The organism is Streptomyces sp. NPDC002911 (genome assembly GCF_053591835.1).
Map to the genome: position 1 here is coordinate 329,904 of NZ_JBSFUO010000006.1, position 15,890 is coordinate 345,793.

Consider the following 15,890-nt stretch of genomic DNA (forward strand, 5'->3'; position numbering starts at 1 on the left):
TGGTGTCAGGCTCTTACGACGTCCTCGGCCGGGGCGCACTGCGCCGCATGCATCGGCATGTCGGTCAGGCCCGGGAAGTAGATGTGCAGGCTGACGGCGGGCTCGAAAGAGTCGTTGACGACCTCGTGGACGTAGCCCGGGGCGAAGACGCGCTGCGCGCCCCCGCCCAGGGCCTGCGCCCCGCGCGCCGTGCGCTCGGTCAACTCGCCGTCCAGGACGGTGAGTACGCCGGAGGAGAGACCGTGGTCGTGGCGGCCGCTGCCCTGGCCGGGGACCCAGCTGAGCAGCCATACCTCGTAGCCGGGCCCGGCGTGCAGCCGGTGGTACCAGCGGGTCGTGGTGTCGTACCGGACGAGCGGGGCCCACCGGGCGCGGTCGGCGGCGATGGAGCGGGCGAGTCCGACGAACCCGGCCACGGTGGAGGGATGGGGGCTGGCCGGCTGGAGAAGGTGCTGGACCTCAAGGATGTCGCCGGCGATCGAAAGGTCGCTGTCGCTGTTCATGGTTGCGGGGGTTCCTCGGCATGTGGATGCGCGTGCAGGGGGGTGTCGCGAAGGCCGGAATGCGGTGAAACGAAGCTGGATCAGAGCTGGAGCGCCGGGGCTTCAACAGCTGTGACAGCTGGAACAGCAACAGCGGGCCTGGACAGCCGTACGGAACCCACGGATGCGGGTCGTGTACGTGGCTGCGGTCGCTGGCATGAAGTCAAGGAGACCGGCTGGATCCGCCCTCTGTCAACCCAATGCCCGATTTAGCGGCAATGTTTCACCCCATCCGGTTGTCGAGGGTGGAGAAAGGTTTTGGCAGTCGCCGGGGAGGCAAGGTGGCGCATCAAACGTGTACGTAAACGCGCTTGAGAGTTCGTGACACTACTGTGATCTTGGTCGCTTCAGTGATCAAATCGAAACATCGGAGTGGCTCCGAACCGCCCCACGCGAGAGGTGGCGGCTGTGGGTGACGCCGATGGCATATGTCAGGTTTTTGGTGATTTGAACACTTTCCGCATACGCTTGGTTCCGCAGGGTGAATACCGAGGCCAATAGCAGATCTTCGCTTGACTGGCCCAGAGCTACACACTTGTAATTTCACTCGTGTCGTTCGGCCGCATCGATAACGGCCGCATCACGGGGACGCAAGAGACGGACGAGGGGCGCACATGACCGAGCTGTTCCAGCAACTGCTGGTCGAGGACGCGGACGAGGAGCTCGGCTGGCAGGAGCGCGCGCTGTGCGCCCAGACCGACCCCGAGTCCTTCTTTCCTGAAAAGGGCGGCTCCACCCGCGAGGCGAAGAAGGTCTGTCTCGCCTGTGAGGTCCGCTCCGAATGCCTTGAGTACGCCCTCAACAACGACGAACGGTTCGGGATCTGGGGCGGCCTCTCCGAGCGTGAGCGGCGACGCCTGAAGAAGGCGGCCGTCTGACGCCGCGTACCCGGACGTTCCGGATGCCCCGTACGCCGGGACCACGATGGCCTGGGGGCCACGCCCTGTACGCAGGGCGTGGCCCCCAGGCCATCGGCATGTCCGGCCATGTCCGACCATCTCCGGCTGCCTCCGGTTCCCGCCGGTCAACCGCTCGGCGCGGGGCGGACATCCGTACCGTTAGTGTGGGGCCCCGTCCGAGAGACGCGCCAACGCCCCGCCGGGGCGCGCGTGTACACCGATGCAGCCCCCGGGGGGACCCCCTCCGGACCCGGCCGGAGGGCCCGTACCCCGATGTCCGTGCACAGCCACCCGGCGGCGCCGAACGAGGCCGCCGCCGCCCCAGAGTTCCCCCGGCACGTCGTCACCGCCGTGATCGTCTCGCACGACGGCGCGCGCTGGCTGCCCCACGTGCTCGGCGGACTGCTCGGGCAGGAGCGCCCCGTGCAGAACGTCGTCGCCGCCGACACCGGCAGCGCCGACGACTCCGCCCGCCTGGTCACCGAAGCGCTCGGCGGTGAGCGCGTCCTCCATCTGGCACGGCGTACGAGCTTCGGCACCGCCGTCGAGGAGGCGACCCGCACGGCGGGCGTCCTCACTCCCGACGACCTGCCGTACCTGAAGCGGCCCAGCGGCTGGGACCCGGTCACCCGGAGCTGGCGCGACGACGCGTACGACCTGCCGGAGCTCCCGCACGGCGAACCCGTCCAGTGGCTCTGGCTGCTGCACGACGACAGCGCCCCCGAGCCGGACGCGCTCGCCGAGATGCTGCGCGTCGTCGACACCGACAAGCACGCCGCGATCGTCGGGCCCAAGCTGCGTGGCTGGTACGACCGCAAGCAGCTCCTCGAGGTCGGCGTCTCCATCGCCAACAGCGGACGCCGCTGGACCGGACTGGACCGCCGCGAACAGGACCAGGGCCAGCACGACCAGGTCCGTACGGTGCTCTCCGTCTCCTCCGCGGGCATGCTGGTGCGCCGCGACGTCTGGGAGGAGCTCGGCGGCTTCGACCGCAGGCTCCCGCTGATGCGTGACGACGTCGACCTCTGCTGGCGCGCCCACATGGCCGGCCACCGGGTGCTCGTCGCGCCCGACGCAGTCCTGCGGCATGCGGAGGCCTCCGCCAGGGAACGCCGCCCCATCGACTGTGCCGGACGCTCCGTCGCGAGCCCGCACCGCGTCGACAAGGCGGGCGCCGTCTACACGATGCTCGTCAACGCCCGCGGCAAACAGCTGCCGTGGGCGCTGCTCCGCCTTGTCGTCGGCACCCTGCTGCGCACCCTCGCCTACCTCGTCGGCAAGGTGCCAGGGCAGGCACTCGACGAGGTCGCCGGGCTCTTCGGCACCCTGCTGCGCCCCGGCCGGATCGTCGCCGCACGGCGCGCCCGCGGCAGAGGAACGGTGGATCCGGCGGAGCTGCGGTCACTCTTCCCGCCGCCCGGTGCCACGGTCCGCGCCACCGTCGAACAGGTCGCGGGCAACTTCGGGAGCCGCACCGACTCCGACTCCGGCGGCTCACGGCACGGAGCGGTCGAGTCCGGGCCCGGCGGTGACGACGCCGACTTCCTGGAGATCGAACAGTTCGCGCGGCTCAAGAAGGTCGGCCGCAAGCCCGGCCCCGTGCTCTTCGCGCTCCTCCTCGTCGTCTCGCTGGTGGCCTGCCGGGGTCTCCTCAGCGGCGGCGCCCTCGCGGGCGGCGCACTGCTGCCCGCTCCCGCCGACGTCTCCGACCTCTGGGGGCGCTACGCGGACGGCTGGCACCCGGTCGGTATCGGCGGAACCCAGTCCGCACCGCCTTACCTCGGTGTGGTCGCCGCCCTCTCAGCGCTGTTCCTCGGCTCCACGGGCTTCGCGCTGACCCTCCTGCTCGTCTGCTCGGTCCCGCTCGCCGGACTCACCGCGTACTTCGCCTCCCGGCCGCTGATCGAGTCGCGGCTCCTGCGGGCCTGGGCGAGCGTCGCCTACGCCTTCCTGCCCGCCGCAACCGGTGCGCTGGCCACCGGGCGGCTCGGCACAGCCGTCCTGGCTGTCCTGCTCCCGCTGATCGCCCGCGCGGCCGTCGCCGCGCACGGGCTGCGGGGCGACGACTCCGGCGCACGCGGCAGCTGGCGCGCCACCTGGGCGTACACCCTGCTGCTCACCCTCACGACGGCCTTCACGCCGATCGTCTGGCCGCTCGCAGTGGTCCTCGGTATCGGCGTGCTCGTGCTGCGCCGGGGCGATATCGCCGCGTACGGGCTGCGCTTCCTGGCCATCGTGGGCACCCCGATCCTGATGCTCGCGCCCTGGTCGCTGTCCCTGCTGACCAGCCCGTCCGGCTTCCTGAAGGAGGCCGGGCTCGACATCGGTACGGGTACGGCGTCCGCCCTCGACCTGCTCGGCATCAGCCCCGGCGGTCCCAAGGCCGCCGGCGGCTTCCTGCTGTTCGGCATCGTGCTGGCGGCGCTGGCCGCCCTGCTGCGCGGGGAGCGGCAGCTCGCGATCCGTACCGCCTGGGTCGTCGTGTTCGTCTCCCTGGTCTTCGCGGCGATCTCCAACGGCGCCACCTGGGCGGGGCCGGCCACACTCGTCTACGGCATCGCGCTGCTCGCCGCCGCCCTGCTCGGCGCGGACGGTGCCCGTGTACGGGTCGCCGCACTGAGTTTCGGCTGGCGTCAGCCGGTCGCCGCGCTGATCGCCCTCGCCGCCGGGATTGCCCCGGTCCTGGCAGCGGCCGGCTGGATGATCGGCGGCGCGGCCGGTCCGGTGGAGCGCCGCGACCCCGTGCAGGTGCCCGCCTTCGTCGCGGAGGAGAGCGGTACCCGCGACCAGGCGCGCACTCTGGTGCTCGGCGGCACGTCACCCTCCGCCGTCTCCTACAGCCTGGTCCGCGGTTCGGGTGCCCGCCTGGGCGACGCCGAACTCACCGAGGCGGGCGGCAGCAGCACCCACCTCGACAAGGTCGTGGCCAACCTGGTCGCGGGCTCCGGCGCCGACCAGGGCAGCCAGCTCAGCGGATTCGCGATCCGCTATGTCCTCGTACGGGACGGAGCGCCGCGGCAGATGAGCCGGGTGCTGGACTCGACCCCGGGCCTGAGCAGGCTGAGTCAGCTGGACGGCAGCGCCCTGTGGCGGGTCGACCGCCAGGTCTCCCGGGTCGCGATCGTCCCCTCCGGCGATGCCGGGGCCGAGCCCGTCCCCGTCGGATCGCTGGCCGTCGAGGCGCACACCGAGATCCCCGAGGGCGACTCCGGCCGGGTGCTGCGCCTCGCCGACGCGGCCGCCCCGGGCTGGCAGGCCACGCTGAACGGCCGGGCTCTGACGCCGAAGACCGTGGACGGCTGGGCCCAGGGCTTCGAGCTGCCCGCGGAGGGCGGCACGCTGGACCTGACCTACGACGCACCCGTCACGCACACCGTCTGGATATGGGCGCAGGTGGCGCTGAGCGTCGTCCTGCTGGTGCTGGCCCTGCCGGGCCGCCGCCGAGAGATCGACGACGACCTGCCCGAGGAGACCGAGGCCGTCGCGGCCGAGCCGGTCGCGGGGGAGGGGCGCCGGGCACGCAGGCTGCGCGCGGCGGCCCAGACGGGAGCGGCGACCGCGGACGACGCCGTCGCTGGGGCGGCGTACGCGGAGGACGGCACGGCTGCCGGGTACGGCCAGGCGACTCCCGGCGTTCCGGAGCAGGCGTCGGCGGAGTACATCCCGGCTCAGCAGAGCGCCGATCCGTACGCGGCGGTTCCGGACCAGGACGGCACGGGCACGTACGCGGCGGTTCCGGACCAGGACGGCACGGGCACGTACGCGGCGGTTCCGGACCAGGACGGCACGGGCACGTACGCGGCGGTCCCGGGGGACCAGGACGGCACCGCTACTTACGCGACGGTCCCGCAGCAGAACTACGGGGACTGGGACGCGCAGCAGTACCTGGGCGCCGACTACGGCCAGTACCAGGGCGGGCAGGATGCCGGCCAGTACTACCAGGCCGACACCTACCAGCAGGACCCGTATCAGCAGCAGGGCGCCTACGACCCGTACGGCTACGCCCAGCAGCAGCCCTACGCCACGGGGACGGGCGAAGCCGCCCCGTACGACGGGCAGGACGGGCACGACGAGAACACGGCCCCGGGCCAGAACCGGTGGCCGAACGGCAACGCATCGCGAGGCGAGTCCGAGTGAAGTCCACCCCCCTGTCCCTCATCGCGGGCGTCGTCGCCCTCGCCGCCGTCACCGGTTTCGCCGCGGTCACCGCGCCCGGTGACGAGAGCGTGCCGGAGACTATGGCCGCAACCCGGCTTCCCGTCGAGCGCTCCAGCCTGCTCTGCCCGGCGCCGAGCACGTCCGAGGTGGCGGAGACGACGTACACGTCCTTCACCCCGCCGGGGAAGAGCGGCGGGGAGGCCGGTGCCGCCGAGCTGAAGCCGGCCGAGCCCCTTGCGACGGACGAGGACGCGGCCAAGGAGAAGGGCAAGGACGAGGAGAAGACGGCGGACCACAAGCCCGTCGTCTCCCTGAAGGACCTCGGTAAGCCGGTCACGGCCGACACCTCCGCGTCCGACGCCCCCGCACTCGTCGGCACCGCCACCGGAAAGTTCGCCCCCGGCTGGACCGCCCAGCAGACCACCACGACTGCCGCGGGCGGCGCCCGTGGCCTGCTCGGCGTCAGCTGCACCGCCCCCGACACGGACTTCTGGTTCCCGGGCGCGAGCACCGGTGCGGATCGTCAGGACTACGTCCACCTGACCAATCCCGACGACACCGCCGCCGTCGCCGACATCGAGCTGTACGGCGCGGAGGGCCCCCTCGACTCCGATGCGGGGGAGGGCATCACGGTCCCGGCGAGGTCGAGCGTCCCGATACTGATCTCGACTCTGACCAGCGAGGCCGCTGAGAATGTGACCGTCCGTGTCACCACCCGGTCGGGACGTGTCGGCGCGGTCGTGAGTGCTGCCGAGGACGGGGTGGGCAGCGACTGGCTGGCCGCCTCCGCGGCCCCGGCGGGCACCCAGGTCCTGCCCGGGATCCCGGCCGACGCCACCTCCGTACGCCTGGTGGCGTACGCGCCGGGGGAGGACGACGCCGATGTGAAGGTCCAGCTCCTGGGCAAGGACGCGACGTTCTCACCGGCGGGGAACGCCACCCTGCACATCAAGTCCCGGATGACCGCGAGCGTCGACCTCAAGGACGTCACGCGGGGGGCGCCCGGCTCGCTCCGGCTGTCGCCCGCCGACGGCAGTACGACTCCGGTGGTCGCGGCGCTGCGCGTGGTGCGCGGTACCGGCGCCAAGCAGGAGGTCGCGTTCATCCCGGCGACCGGCCCCGTGGGCGAACGGGCGAGTGTCGCCGACAACCGGGCGAAGGGCTCGGTGCTCTCCCTGACCGCCCCGGGCGAAACGGCCAAGGTCAAGGTCACGGCGTCGGCGGGCAGCGAGAGCGGCGAACCGACCGTCAAGACGTACACGGTCAAGGGCGGCACGACGCTCGAGGTCACGCCCGAGACCCCGGCCGGCGTCAAGGGCGGCTACGCCCTGACGGTGGAGACGGAGTCGGGCGGCCCGGTGCACGCCGCGCGCACGCTGACGATCGCGGAAGGCGGCGTCGACATGTTCACCGTGCAGACGCTGCCGGACGACGGGGGCACGGTCGACGTGCCCGCGGCGGAGCAGGATCTGTCGGTCCTGGACGACTGAGGGCCGCGCGCTGCGGGCGGCCCTCCCCGCTGAGGGCGGGGCCTCAGTCCTGCCCGTAGCGCGGGTCGACCGACTCGGGTGAGAGTCCGAGCAGCTCCGCGACCTGCTCCACGACGACCTCGTGCACCAGCATGGCGCGCTCGTCGCGGCTCTTGGTACGGATCTCGACGGGGCGCCGGTAGACGACGATCTGAGCGGGCTGTCCCTTCGCGGCCGACAGCGCGCGCCCCAGTGGCACCGTCTCCTCGAGCGAACCCGGCACATCGAGGACCAGGAAGTCGACATCCGTCAGCTGCGGCCAGCGCCGCTCCAGCCGCTCCACCGAGTCCTGGACGAGATCGCGGAAGCTCTCGGCCCTGCTGACGGACAGCGGCACCTGGGGCGGGGCGACCGGTCCGCGCATGCCGCGGCCATGGCGGTCGCGGCGGCGGGGCCGTGGATCGGACGGGTGGGGCGGTACGGGACTGTCCATCACCGACGCAGCGTAACTCTCCTGAGGCCGGGGCGATCACGGCTTCTCCACAGGCCTGCCGGATGCCCCTCGGATGTCCTCCGATGAACATTCAGGCCAGGACTGCGTACGGTTCTGGCCCTTGTTCCGATCGCGGACCGTACACAGAACGACAGCTCCTGTCCCCCGGCGAACGCGACTCAGCCCCCGTGCACCGGCTGCCGCACAGGTCGGAACGGTCCCGCCGGGGCCGTGCCGGGCCCGGCTTCCGGGGCGACACGAGGGGGCGAGGCTGGGGAGAGTCGTCGCAGCCCGCTCAAGAGTGCGGTACCGTCCATCATCGTGAGCCCTGTACGTCGCTGTTCGCGAACCGCGTGCGGCCGTCCCGCCGTCGCGACACTGACGTACGTCTATGCCGACTCGACCGCGGTCCTCGGCCCGCTCGCCACCTATGCCGAGCCCCACTGCTACGACCTCTGCGCCGAGCACGGTGAGCGCCTCACCGCGCCGCGCGGCTGGGAAGTCGTCCGGCTGTCCGACCCCTCGGCTCCCACCCGCCCCAGCGGTGACGATCTCGAAGCGCTCGCCAACGCCGTGCGCGAGGCCGCGCGGCCCCAGGACCGGCAGCAGGGCGGCAGGGGACCGCGAGCGGCGGACCCGGTGGAGGTCGCGCGCCGGGGGCATCTCCGGGTGCTGCGCTCCCCGGACTCCTGAAACCCTTCCCGCACTCCTGCGCCACCCGTCACCTCCGTTGATATCCGTCCGGACTCTGTCCGGTATCTGTCCGGACGGAGATTTCCCGGCACGGATCATTGACGTTGGATTGTCGCGGACACGACTATTCCCCCACCCGTGAGAGATCGCTTCCGCAGCACGGAATCCGGGGAGGTCTGTGTGTTTGTCCAACAACTCGAACCCGTAGCCGATTCGCTCGCTCTGTCTGCTCTTGTCGCTTCCCTGCCCTTGGTGACCGTGCTGGTGCTGCTCGGCGCCACCCGTGTGAAGGCCCACCGCGCCGGACTCATCGGGCTCGCCGTCGCCGTGCTCGTCGCTTGGTCGGCGTTCGGCATGCCCGTCGGGCAGACCCTGTCCGCAGGTGCGCAAGGCGTCCTCTTCGGGCTCTTCCCCATCATGTGGATCGTCGTCAACGCCCTCTGGGTGTACCGGATGACCGTGCGCACCCAGCACTTCGACATCCTGCGACGCTCCTTCGGCCGGGTCTCCGACGACCCCCGCATCCAGGCGCTGGTCATCGCCTTCTGCTTCGGCGCGCTCCTGGAGGCACTGGCCGGCTTCGGCGCACCCGTCGCGATCTGCTCGGTCATGCTCGTAGCTCTCGGCTTCGACCCGGTGAAGGCCGCCGTCGTCTCGCTGGTCGCCAACACCGCGCCCGTCGCCTTCGGCGCCATGGGAACGCCCGTGGTGACCCTCGCACAGGTCACCGGTCTGCCGCTCGACGACGTCGCCACGGTCGTCGGCCGCCAGACGCCGCTGCTCGCGCTCGTCGTCCCGCTGATCTTGGTCTTCCTGGTCGACGGCAAACGAGGGCTGCGAGAGACGTGGACACCCGCGCTCGTCTGCGGAGTGGCCTTCGCCGTCGCGCAGTTCGCCGCATCCAACTTCGTCTCCGCGCAGCTCGCCGACATCGCGGCGGCGCTGGTGGGCGCCGGCGCGCTCATCGGCGTCCCCGGCGCACGCAGGCCCGCCGACGAACCCGTACGCGCGGCCGTGCTGACGGGCGTGCGCAGCGAGGACCTGGACCAGGAGGACCCGCGCCGCGAGGTGCTGCGCGCCTACGCACCGTACGCACTGATCGTCGCGGTGTTCTCCGCCGCCCAGATCCCGCCCGTCAAGCGGCTGCTGGCCGAGGCGACACAGGTCTTCGACTGGCCGTTCCTCGACGTCGCGGGCCCCGACGGCGAACCGGTCGGCGCCAACGTGTTCTCCCTCCCGCTCCTCGGGACGGGCGGCACCCTCGTCCTGCTCGCGGGCCTGGTCACCGCCGTCGTCATCGGCGTACGGGCCGGCACCGCGGCGCGGGAGTGGGCGGCCACCGTGCACGAACTGCGCTACGCGATCCTCACCGTGACGTCCGTGCTCGCCCTCGCCTACGTCATGAACCTCTCCGGACAGGCCGCCACCATCGGCCAGTCCGTCGCGGCGGCGGGCGCCGGACTCGCCTTCCTCTCCCCGGTGCTCGGCTGGTTCGGCGTCGCCGTCTCCGGCTCCGACACCTCGGCCAACGCCCTCTTCGGCGCCCTCCAGGTGTCCGCCGCACGGGAGTCCGGCCTCTCGCCGGAACTCCTCGCCGCCGCCAACAGCTCCGGCGGAGTGCTGGGCAAAATGATCTCGCCGCAGAACCTGACGATCGCCTGCGCGGCCGTCGGTCTCGCCGGGCGTGAGGGCGATCTGCTACGCAAGGTCCTGCCGTGGAGCCTGGGGCTGCTGATACTGATGTGCCTGGTCGTCATGGCCCAGAGCACGGCGGTACTGGGCTGGATGCTCCCCTGACCGGGGGGCCGCATGAGCCCGGTAGTTTGGACGCTCCGTAATGACCCCAGGAGGACCGGCCGTGGTTGCTGACCTGTCGCAGCTCGTGAAGGCGTACGACGTCCGCGGAGTCGTGCCCGATCAGTGGGACGAGCCGCTGGCCGGACTGTTCGGCGCCGCCTTCGTCCAAGTCACCAGGGCGGACGCGATCGTGATCGGCCACGACATGCGGCCGTCCTCGCCCGGCCTGGCCGCGGCCTTCGCCCGCGGTGCTACGGCCCGCGGTGCCGATGTGACCCTCATCGGGCTCTGCTCGACGGACCAGCTGTACTACGCCTCCGGGGCGCTGGACCTGCCCGGAGCGATGTTCACCGCCTCGCACAACCCGGCGCGGTACAACGGCATCAAGCTGTGCCGCGCCGGGGCCGCGCCGGTGGGCCAGGACACCGGTCTGACCGAGATCCGCACACTCGTCGAGCAGTGGTCGGAACACGGCCTCCCCGCCACGGCCGCCACCGCCCCGGGCACGGTCACCGAGCGCGACACCCTCACCGACTACGCCGCGCATCTGCTGGGCCTTGTCGGCCTCTCCGGGATCCGGCCGCTCAAGGTCGTCGTGGACGCGGGCAACGGCATGGGCGGCCACACCGTCCCCACCGTCTTCGCGGGCCTGCCCCTCGACCTCGTACCCATGTACTTCGAGCTCGACGGGACCTTCCCGAACCACGAGGCCAACCCCCTCGACCCGAAGAACATCATCGACCTCCAGGCCCGCGTCCTCGCCGAGGGCGCCGACCTGGGCCTCGCCTTCGACGGTGACGCGGACCGCTGCTTCGTCGTCGACGAGCGCGGTGAGGGTGTGTCCCCGTCCGCGATCACGGCCCTGGTCGCCGCCCGCGAGCTGGCCCGCAACGGCGGCACGGGCACCGTCATCCACAACCTCATCACCTCCTGGTCGGTCCCCGAGGTGGTACGCGAGAACGGCGGCACCCCCGTCCGCACCCGCGTCGGCCACTCCTTCATCAAGGCTGAGATGGCCGAGCACGGCGCGATCTTCGGCGGCGAGCACTCCGCGCACTACTACTTCCGCGACTTCTGGAACGCCGACACGGGCATGCTCGCCGCCCTCCACGTCCTCGCCGCGCTCGGCTGCCAGGAGGGCCCGCTCTCCGGACTCCTCGACCGGTACGACCGCTACACGGGCTCCGGCGAGATCAACTCCACCGTGGCCGATCAGGCAGGCAGCCTGGCGGCGATCAGGGCGGTGTACGACGGCCGCGACGACGTGCGGTTCGACGAGCTCGACGGACTCACGGTGACCAGCGACGACTGGTGGTTCAACCTCCGTGCCTCCAACACCGAGCCGCTGCTGCGCCTGAACGTCGAGGCGCGGGACGAGAAGACGATGACGGCGGTACGCGACGACGTTCTCGCCCTCGTCCGTGCGTGAACGGTGCGCCTCCTGGGCACACGCACCGTGCGGCGCCCGGGGTGCGTGTACCCACGGTGCCCGCGCCCGCCGCGTGGCGTGCCGCCCGACGCATGCCCCGTCGGGCGTGGCCTGCCGGGCCGCGACCCTCCCGGCCCGGCGGTAGGCTGACCACGCCCCACGCTCCGCGGACCCGAACCGGGTCCGGACCGGATCCGCACCGCATGCCCGAAGGGACCCACCCCATGCCGCTCGAAGCCGGCCTCCTGGAGATCCTTGCCTGCCCGGCCTGCCACGCCGGGCTCGACGACCGGTCAGCAGCCGAAAGCCCCGAGCTCGTCTGCACCGGCACGGACTGCGGTCTCGCCTACCCGGTCCGGGACGGCATCCCGGTGCTCCTCGTCGACGAGGCCCGCCGCCCCGCGTAACCCGCACCCTGATCAGCACGGTGATCGGAGGCCCACCACCATGCTCGACGAGTCGCTGCTCGACGCACCGCAAGCCCTGGCCCGAGCCGACCGGCGAGGCCTGCTGCGCGGTGCCGCCGAGGCCGGAGCCCGCGTCCGCACCGCCACCCGGTACGCAGCCGAGGCGGGGATCGGCGCTCTGGCCCCCGACGGCCGGCCCCGTGCCGTCCTCGTCGCGGGCCCCGGCACCGCCGCGTCCGGCGTCGCCGACCTGGTCGGCGCCCTCGCGGGCGCCTCCGCGCCCGTCACGGCGATCCGCCCCACCGGGGTCGCGGCAGCTGCCGGAGCGCTGCGCTGGGCACTGCCCGGCTGGGCCGGGTCCGTGGACCTGCTGCTCATCGCCACGGCCGACGGTTCGGAGCCCGGTCTCGCGCTGCTCGCCGAGCAGGCGTACCGCCGCGGCTGCACGGTCGTCGCCGTCGCACCCGTCCGGTCCCCGCTGCGTGAAGCGGTCGACGGAGTGCACGGGCTCGTCGTACCCATGGCGTCCGCTCCGCACGGCGAGTACGACGCCGAGACCTCGGCGGCGGGCCCCGGCACGCTCTGGGCCCTGCTCACCCCGCTGCTCGCCCTGCTGGACCGGGTGGGCCTGATCGACGCGCCCCCGGAGACGCTGCAGAAGGTCGCCGACCGCCTCGACCGTACGGCCGAGCGCTGCGGGCCGGGCGTCGCCACGTACAGCAATCCGGCCAAGACCCTCGCCGCGGAACTCGCCGACAGCCTGCCTCTCGTCTGGACGGAGGGTGAGGCCGCGGGCCCCGTCGGGCGCCGGTTCGCCGCCGTCCTGGCCGAGCTCGCCGGCCGTCCGGCCCTCGTCGCCGAACTGCCGCAGGCGTTGCCCTCCCACGGGGGACTGCTCGCCGGAGCCTTCGCCGCCGGGGGCGACCCCGACGACTTCTTCCGGGACCGGGTGGACGAGCCCGAAGCCATGCGGGCCCGTGTCGTCCTGCTCCGCGACCGGCCCGCCGGCGGCCTGACCGCGAGCCAGGCCGCCCGTGAGCTCGCCCTGAGCCACGACACGGCCATCAGCGAACTCGAGCCGGAGGAGGGCAGCGAGCTCGAAGCCCTCGCCGAGCTCCTCGCGGTCACCGACTTCGCCGCCGTCTACGCCTCCCTGGCCTCCGACAACCGGGCCTGACCGCCCGTCTTCGCCCTGGGCACCCACGCCCCCGCGCTCCCACGAGGACACATCTCCATGGACCGGCTTTCCAACACCGTGCGCCCCTACGCCTGGGGGTCCACCACAGCCATCCCCGAACTGCTCGGCACAGCCCCGACCGGCGAGCCCCAGGCCGAGATGTGGATGGGAGCCCACCCGGGGGCCCCTTCGCGCCTCACCCGCCCCGCCGGAGCGCAAGCCGCGAGTTCCGGCGCGGGCGAGCAGTCCCTCACGGACGTCATCGCGGCCGACCCCGAACGCGAACTCGGCGCCGCGGCCGTCCGCGCCTTCGGCCCCCGCCTCCCCTTCCTGCTCAAACTGCTCGCGGCCGGCGCCCCGCTGTCCCTTCAGGTCCACCCCGACCTCGCGCAGGCACAGCAGGGCTACGCGGACGAGGAGCGCCGGGGTATCCCGGTCGACGCGCCGCACCGCACCTACAAGGACGCCAACCACAAGCCCGAGCTGATCTGTGCGCTCACCCCCTTCGACGGTCTGTGCGGCTTCCGCAGGCCCGCCGAAGCCGCCGACCTGGTAGCCGCCCTCGGCGTCGACTCGCTCAAGCCCTACGTGGACCTGCTTCGTGCCCACCCCGAGGAGGGGGCCCTGCGCGAGGTCCTCACGGCGATCCTCACCGCGGACCCCGAGGAGATGGCACACACGGTCGCCGATGCGGCCGAGGCTGCGGAACGGCTCGGCGGCGCTCACGCCCCGTACGCCCAGATCGCCCACCACTACCCCGGCGACCCGGGCGTCATCGCGGCCATGCTGCTGAACTACGTACAACTCCAGCCCGGCGAGGCCATGTTCCTCGGCGCGGGAGTGCCGCACGCCTATCTCGGCGGCCTCGGTGTCGAGATCATGGCCAACTCCGACAACGTGCTGCGCTGCGGTCTCACCCCGAAGCACGTCGACGTCCCCGAACTGCTGCGCATCGTCCGTTTCGAAGCCACTGAGCCCGGCATCCTGCGCCCCGAGGCCTCTCCCACCGGCGAGGAGCTGTACGAGACGCCCGTGGACGAATTCCGGCTGTCGCGCTACGTCCTGCCGACCGGCGGCGCACCCGTCGACGCCACGGCTGCCACACCGCAGATCCTGCTCTGCACGGCAGGTGCCCCGCAGGCCGGAGGGATCGGCCTCGCACCCGGCGAGTCCGTGTTCGTCCCGGCGGGCGAGAAGCTCGAAGTGTCCGGTACCGGCACACTTTTCCGCGCGACCGTGGTGGTCTGACGTACCGTCCGCAGCAGCGGCTGCAACAATGTGCGGCCGTAACGCGGCGCCTGTGCCGCAGCACCGAGGAAGGGACACCACGCACCCATGAGCGCGTCAGGCGGAACCAAGGCGATCGTGGCGGCACTTGCCGCCAACCTCGCGATCGCAGTGGCCAAATTCGTGGCGTTCCTCTTCAGCGGCTCGTCATCGATGCTGGCGGAGAGCGTCCACTCACTGGCGGACTCGGGTAACCAGGGACTCCTGTTGCTCGGCGGCAAGAAGGCCCAGCGGGAGGCGACCCCCCAGCACCCCTTCGGCTACGGGCGCGAGCGCTACATCTACGCCTTCCTGGTGTCCATCGTGCTGTTCTCGGTCGGTGGCATGTTCGCGATCTACGAGGGCTACGAGAAGATCAAGCACCCGCATGAGATCGAGGCCTGGTACTGGCCGGTCGGCGTGCTGGTCTTCGCGATCATCGCCGAGAGCTTCTCCTTCCGTACCGCCATCAAGGAGTCGAACCAGACCCGCGGCAAGCTGTCCTGGACGCAGTTCGTCCGCCGTGCCAAGGCGCCCGAGCTTCCCGTCGTCCTTCTCGAGGACCTCGGCGCACTCGTCGGCCTGGTTCTGGCCCTCGCAGGCGTCGGCCTGGCACTGGGCACCGGCAACGGCGTGTGGGACGGGATCGGAACCCTGTGCATCGGCATCCTGCTGATCGTCATCGCGGTCGTCCTCGCCGCCGAGACGAAGTCGCTGTTGCTCGGTGAGGCAGCCGGCACCGAGGACGTCGAGAAGATCCAGGCCTCCGTGGTCGACGGCGACACCGTCACCCGCGTCATCCACATGCGTACGCTCCACCTCGGCCCGGAAGAGCTTCTGGTGGCAGCCAAGATCGCGGTGCGGGCCGAGGAGTCCGCCGCCGAGGTCGCGGAAGCGATCAACGCCGCCGAGAACCGGATCCGCGAGGCCGTCCCGATCGCCCGGGTCATCTACCTCGAGCCCGACATCTACGACGCGGCTGCCGCCGCGTCCGGAACCAACCCGGGCAAGGCGCCGGGAGGCCCCGCGTCTCCAGGCGACGTACCGGCGGGATCCGGACACTGACCCACTGACGATCAGCCCCGAACGGCCCGGTGACCCACGCCGCCACCCAGGCGGGCTGGGGCGCACTGGGCCGTTCGGTGTAGATTCGGGGAAGTACCAGACGTCGCTGCTGATGGCGGTCGATCGGTTCGCGCGAGCGGGCCGGCCGAGGGAGAGAGGGCCTCCGACGGACTGCACTGCGGATCGCCCGGGCATTCGTGTGCCCGTGGCCGCCACAGAGCCAGCCAGTCCACCCTCGACCCACTTACGAGGAGCAGCCCGTTATGACGACGGCCGCCAATCGCCAGGACTTCAAGGTCGCAGACCTTTCCCTCGCCGCCTTCGGGCGCAAGGAGATCACACTGGCCGAGCACGAGATGCCCGGCCTGATGTCGATCCGTAAGGAGTACACCGACGCCCAGCCGCTGGCGGGCGCCCGGATCACCGGCTCCCTGCACATGACTGTGCAGACAGCGGTGCTCATCGAGACCCTGGTCGCCCTGGGCGCCGAGGTCC

At 71.9% G+C, this 15,890-nt stretch carries 13 protein-coding genes; 11 read left to right on the plus strand and 2 right to left on the minus strand.

Annotated features, from left to right (window positions below):
- Window positions 1–5 precede the first annotated feature (5 nt).
- Entirely contained in the window at window positions 6–503 is a 498-nt protein-coding gene (locus tag ACWD04_RS12955) for a cysteine dioxygenase (RefSeq protein ID WP_451131096.1), read from the minus strand.
- Window positions 504–1,156: 653 nt separating this feature from the next.
- Here ACWD04_RS12955 and ACWD04_RS12960 point away from each other — a divergent pair.
- The 3 genes from ACWD04_RS12960 to ACWD04_RS12970 all read left to right on the plus strand — a co-directional run bounded on the left by ACWD04_RS12960 (window position 1,157) and on the right by ACWD04_RS12970 (window position 7,089).
- Window positions 1,157–1,420 (plus strand): WhiB family transcriptional regulator, encoded by a 264-nt coding sequence (locus ACWD04_RS12960; RefSeq protein ID WP_018846780.1) that lies wholly within the window; start codon window positions 1,157–1,159, stop codon window positions 1,418–1,420.
- Between the two features lie 294 nt (window positions 1,421–1,714).
- Entirely contained in the window at window positions 1,715–5,578 is a 3,864-nt protein-coding gene (locus ACWD04_RS12965) for a glycosyltransferase (RefSeq protein ID WP_451131098.1), read from the plus strand.
- Complete coding sequence (locus ACWD04_RS12970) at window positions 5,575–7,089, plus strand: DUF5719 family protein (RefSeq protein WP_451131100.1); 1,515 nt, start codon at window positions 5,575–5,577, stop codon at window positions 7,087–7,089. Before ACWD04_RS12965 ends, ACWD04_RS12970 begins: the two co-directional genes overlap by 4 nt.
- A gap of 43 nt (window positions 7,090–7,132) precedes the next feature.
- Here ACWD04_RS12970 and ACWD04_RS12975 read toward each other — a convergent pair whose 3' ends face one another.
- On the minus strand, window positions 7,133–7,561 hold the full coding sequence (locus tag ACWD04_RS12975) for a metallopeptidase family protein (RefSeq protein ID WP_451131152.1): 429 nt from the start codon (window positions 7,559–7,561) through the stop codon (window positions 7,133–7,135).
- 321 nt (window positions 7,562–7,882) lie between these two features.
- Between ACWD04_RS12975 and ACWD04_RS12980 the strand changes: the two genes are divergently transcribed.
- From ACWD04_RS12980 to ACWD04_RS13015, 8 genes are all read left to right on the plus strand, one after another.
- Window positions 7,883–8,254 (plus strand): DUF3499 domain-containing protein, encoded by a 372-nt coding sequence (locus tag ACWD04_RS12980; protein ID WP_053929176.1) that lies wholly within the window; start codon window positions 7,883–7,885, stop codon window positions 8,252–8,254.
- A gap of 180 nt (window positions 8,255–8,434) precedes the next feature.
- Window positions 8,435–10,051: an L-lactate permease gene (locus ACWD04_RS12985; RefSeq protein ID WP_451131102.1), complete on the plus strand. Its 1,617-nt coding sequence runs from the start codon at window positions 8,435–8,437 to the stop codon at window positions 10,049–10,051.
- 61 nt (window positions 10,052–10,112) lie between these two features.
- Window positions 10,113–11,480 (plus strand): phosphomannomutase/phosphoglucomutase, encoded by a 1,368-nt coding sequence (locus tag ACWD04_RS12990; protein WP_451131104.1) that lies wholly within the window; start codon window positions 10,113–10,115, stop codon window positions 11,478–11,480.
- Window positions 11,481–11,704: 224 nt separating this feature from the next.
- Entirely contained in the window at window positions 11,705–11,887 is a 183-nt protein-coding gene (locus ACWD04_RS12995; protein WP_015577430.1) for a Trm112 family protein, read from the plus strand.
- A gap of 40 nt (window positions 11,888–11,927) precedes the next feature.
- Window positions 11,928–13,064: an SIS domain-containing protein gene (locus tag ACWD04_RS13000; protein ID WP_451131106.1), complete on the plus strand. Its 1,137-nt coding sequence runs from the start codon at window positions 11,928–11,930 to the stop codon at window positions 13,062–13,064.
- Between the two features lie 57 nt (window positions 13,065–13,121).
- Window positions 13,122–14,312, plus strand: a complete 1,191-nt coding sequence (gene manA / locus ACWD04_RS13005) for a mannose-6-phosphate isomerase, class I (protein WP_451131108.1) — start codon at window positions 13,122–13,124, stop codon at window positions 14,310–14,312.
- Between the two features lie 87 nt (window positions 14,313–14,399).
- Window positions 14,400–15,395, plus strand: coding sequence for a cation diffusion facilitator family transporter (locus ACWD04_RS13010; RefSeq protein WP_451131110.1), 996 nt, complete (start codon window positions 14,400–14,402; stop codon window positions 15,393–15,395).
- 263 nt (window positions 15,396–15,658) lie between these two features.
- The coding region (locus ACWD04_RS13015; protein ID WP_451131112.1) for an adenosylhomocysteinase at window positions 15,659–15,890 on the plus strand (232 nt) is incomplete at its 3' end.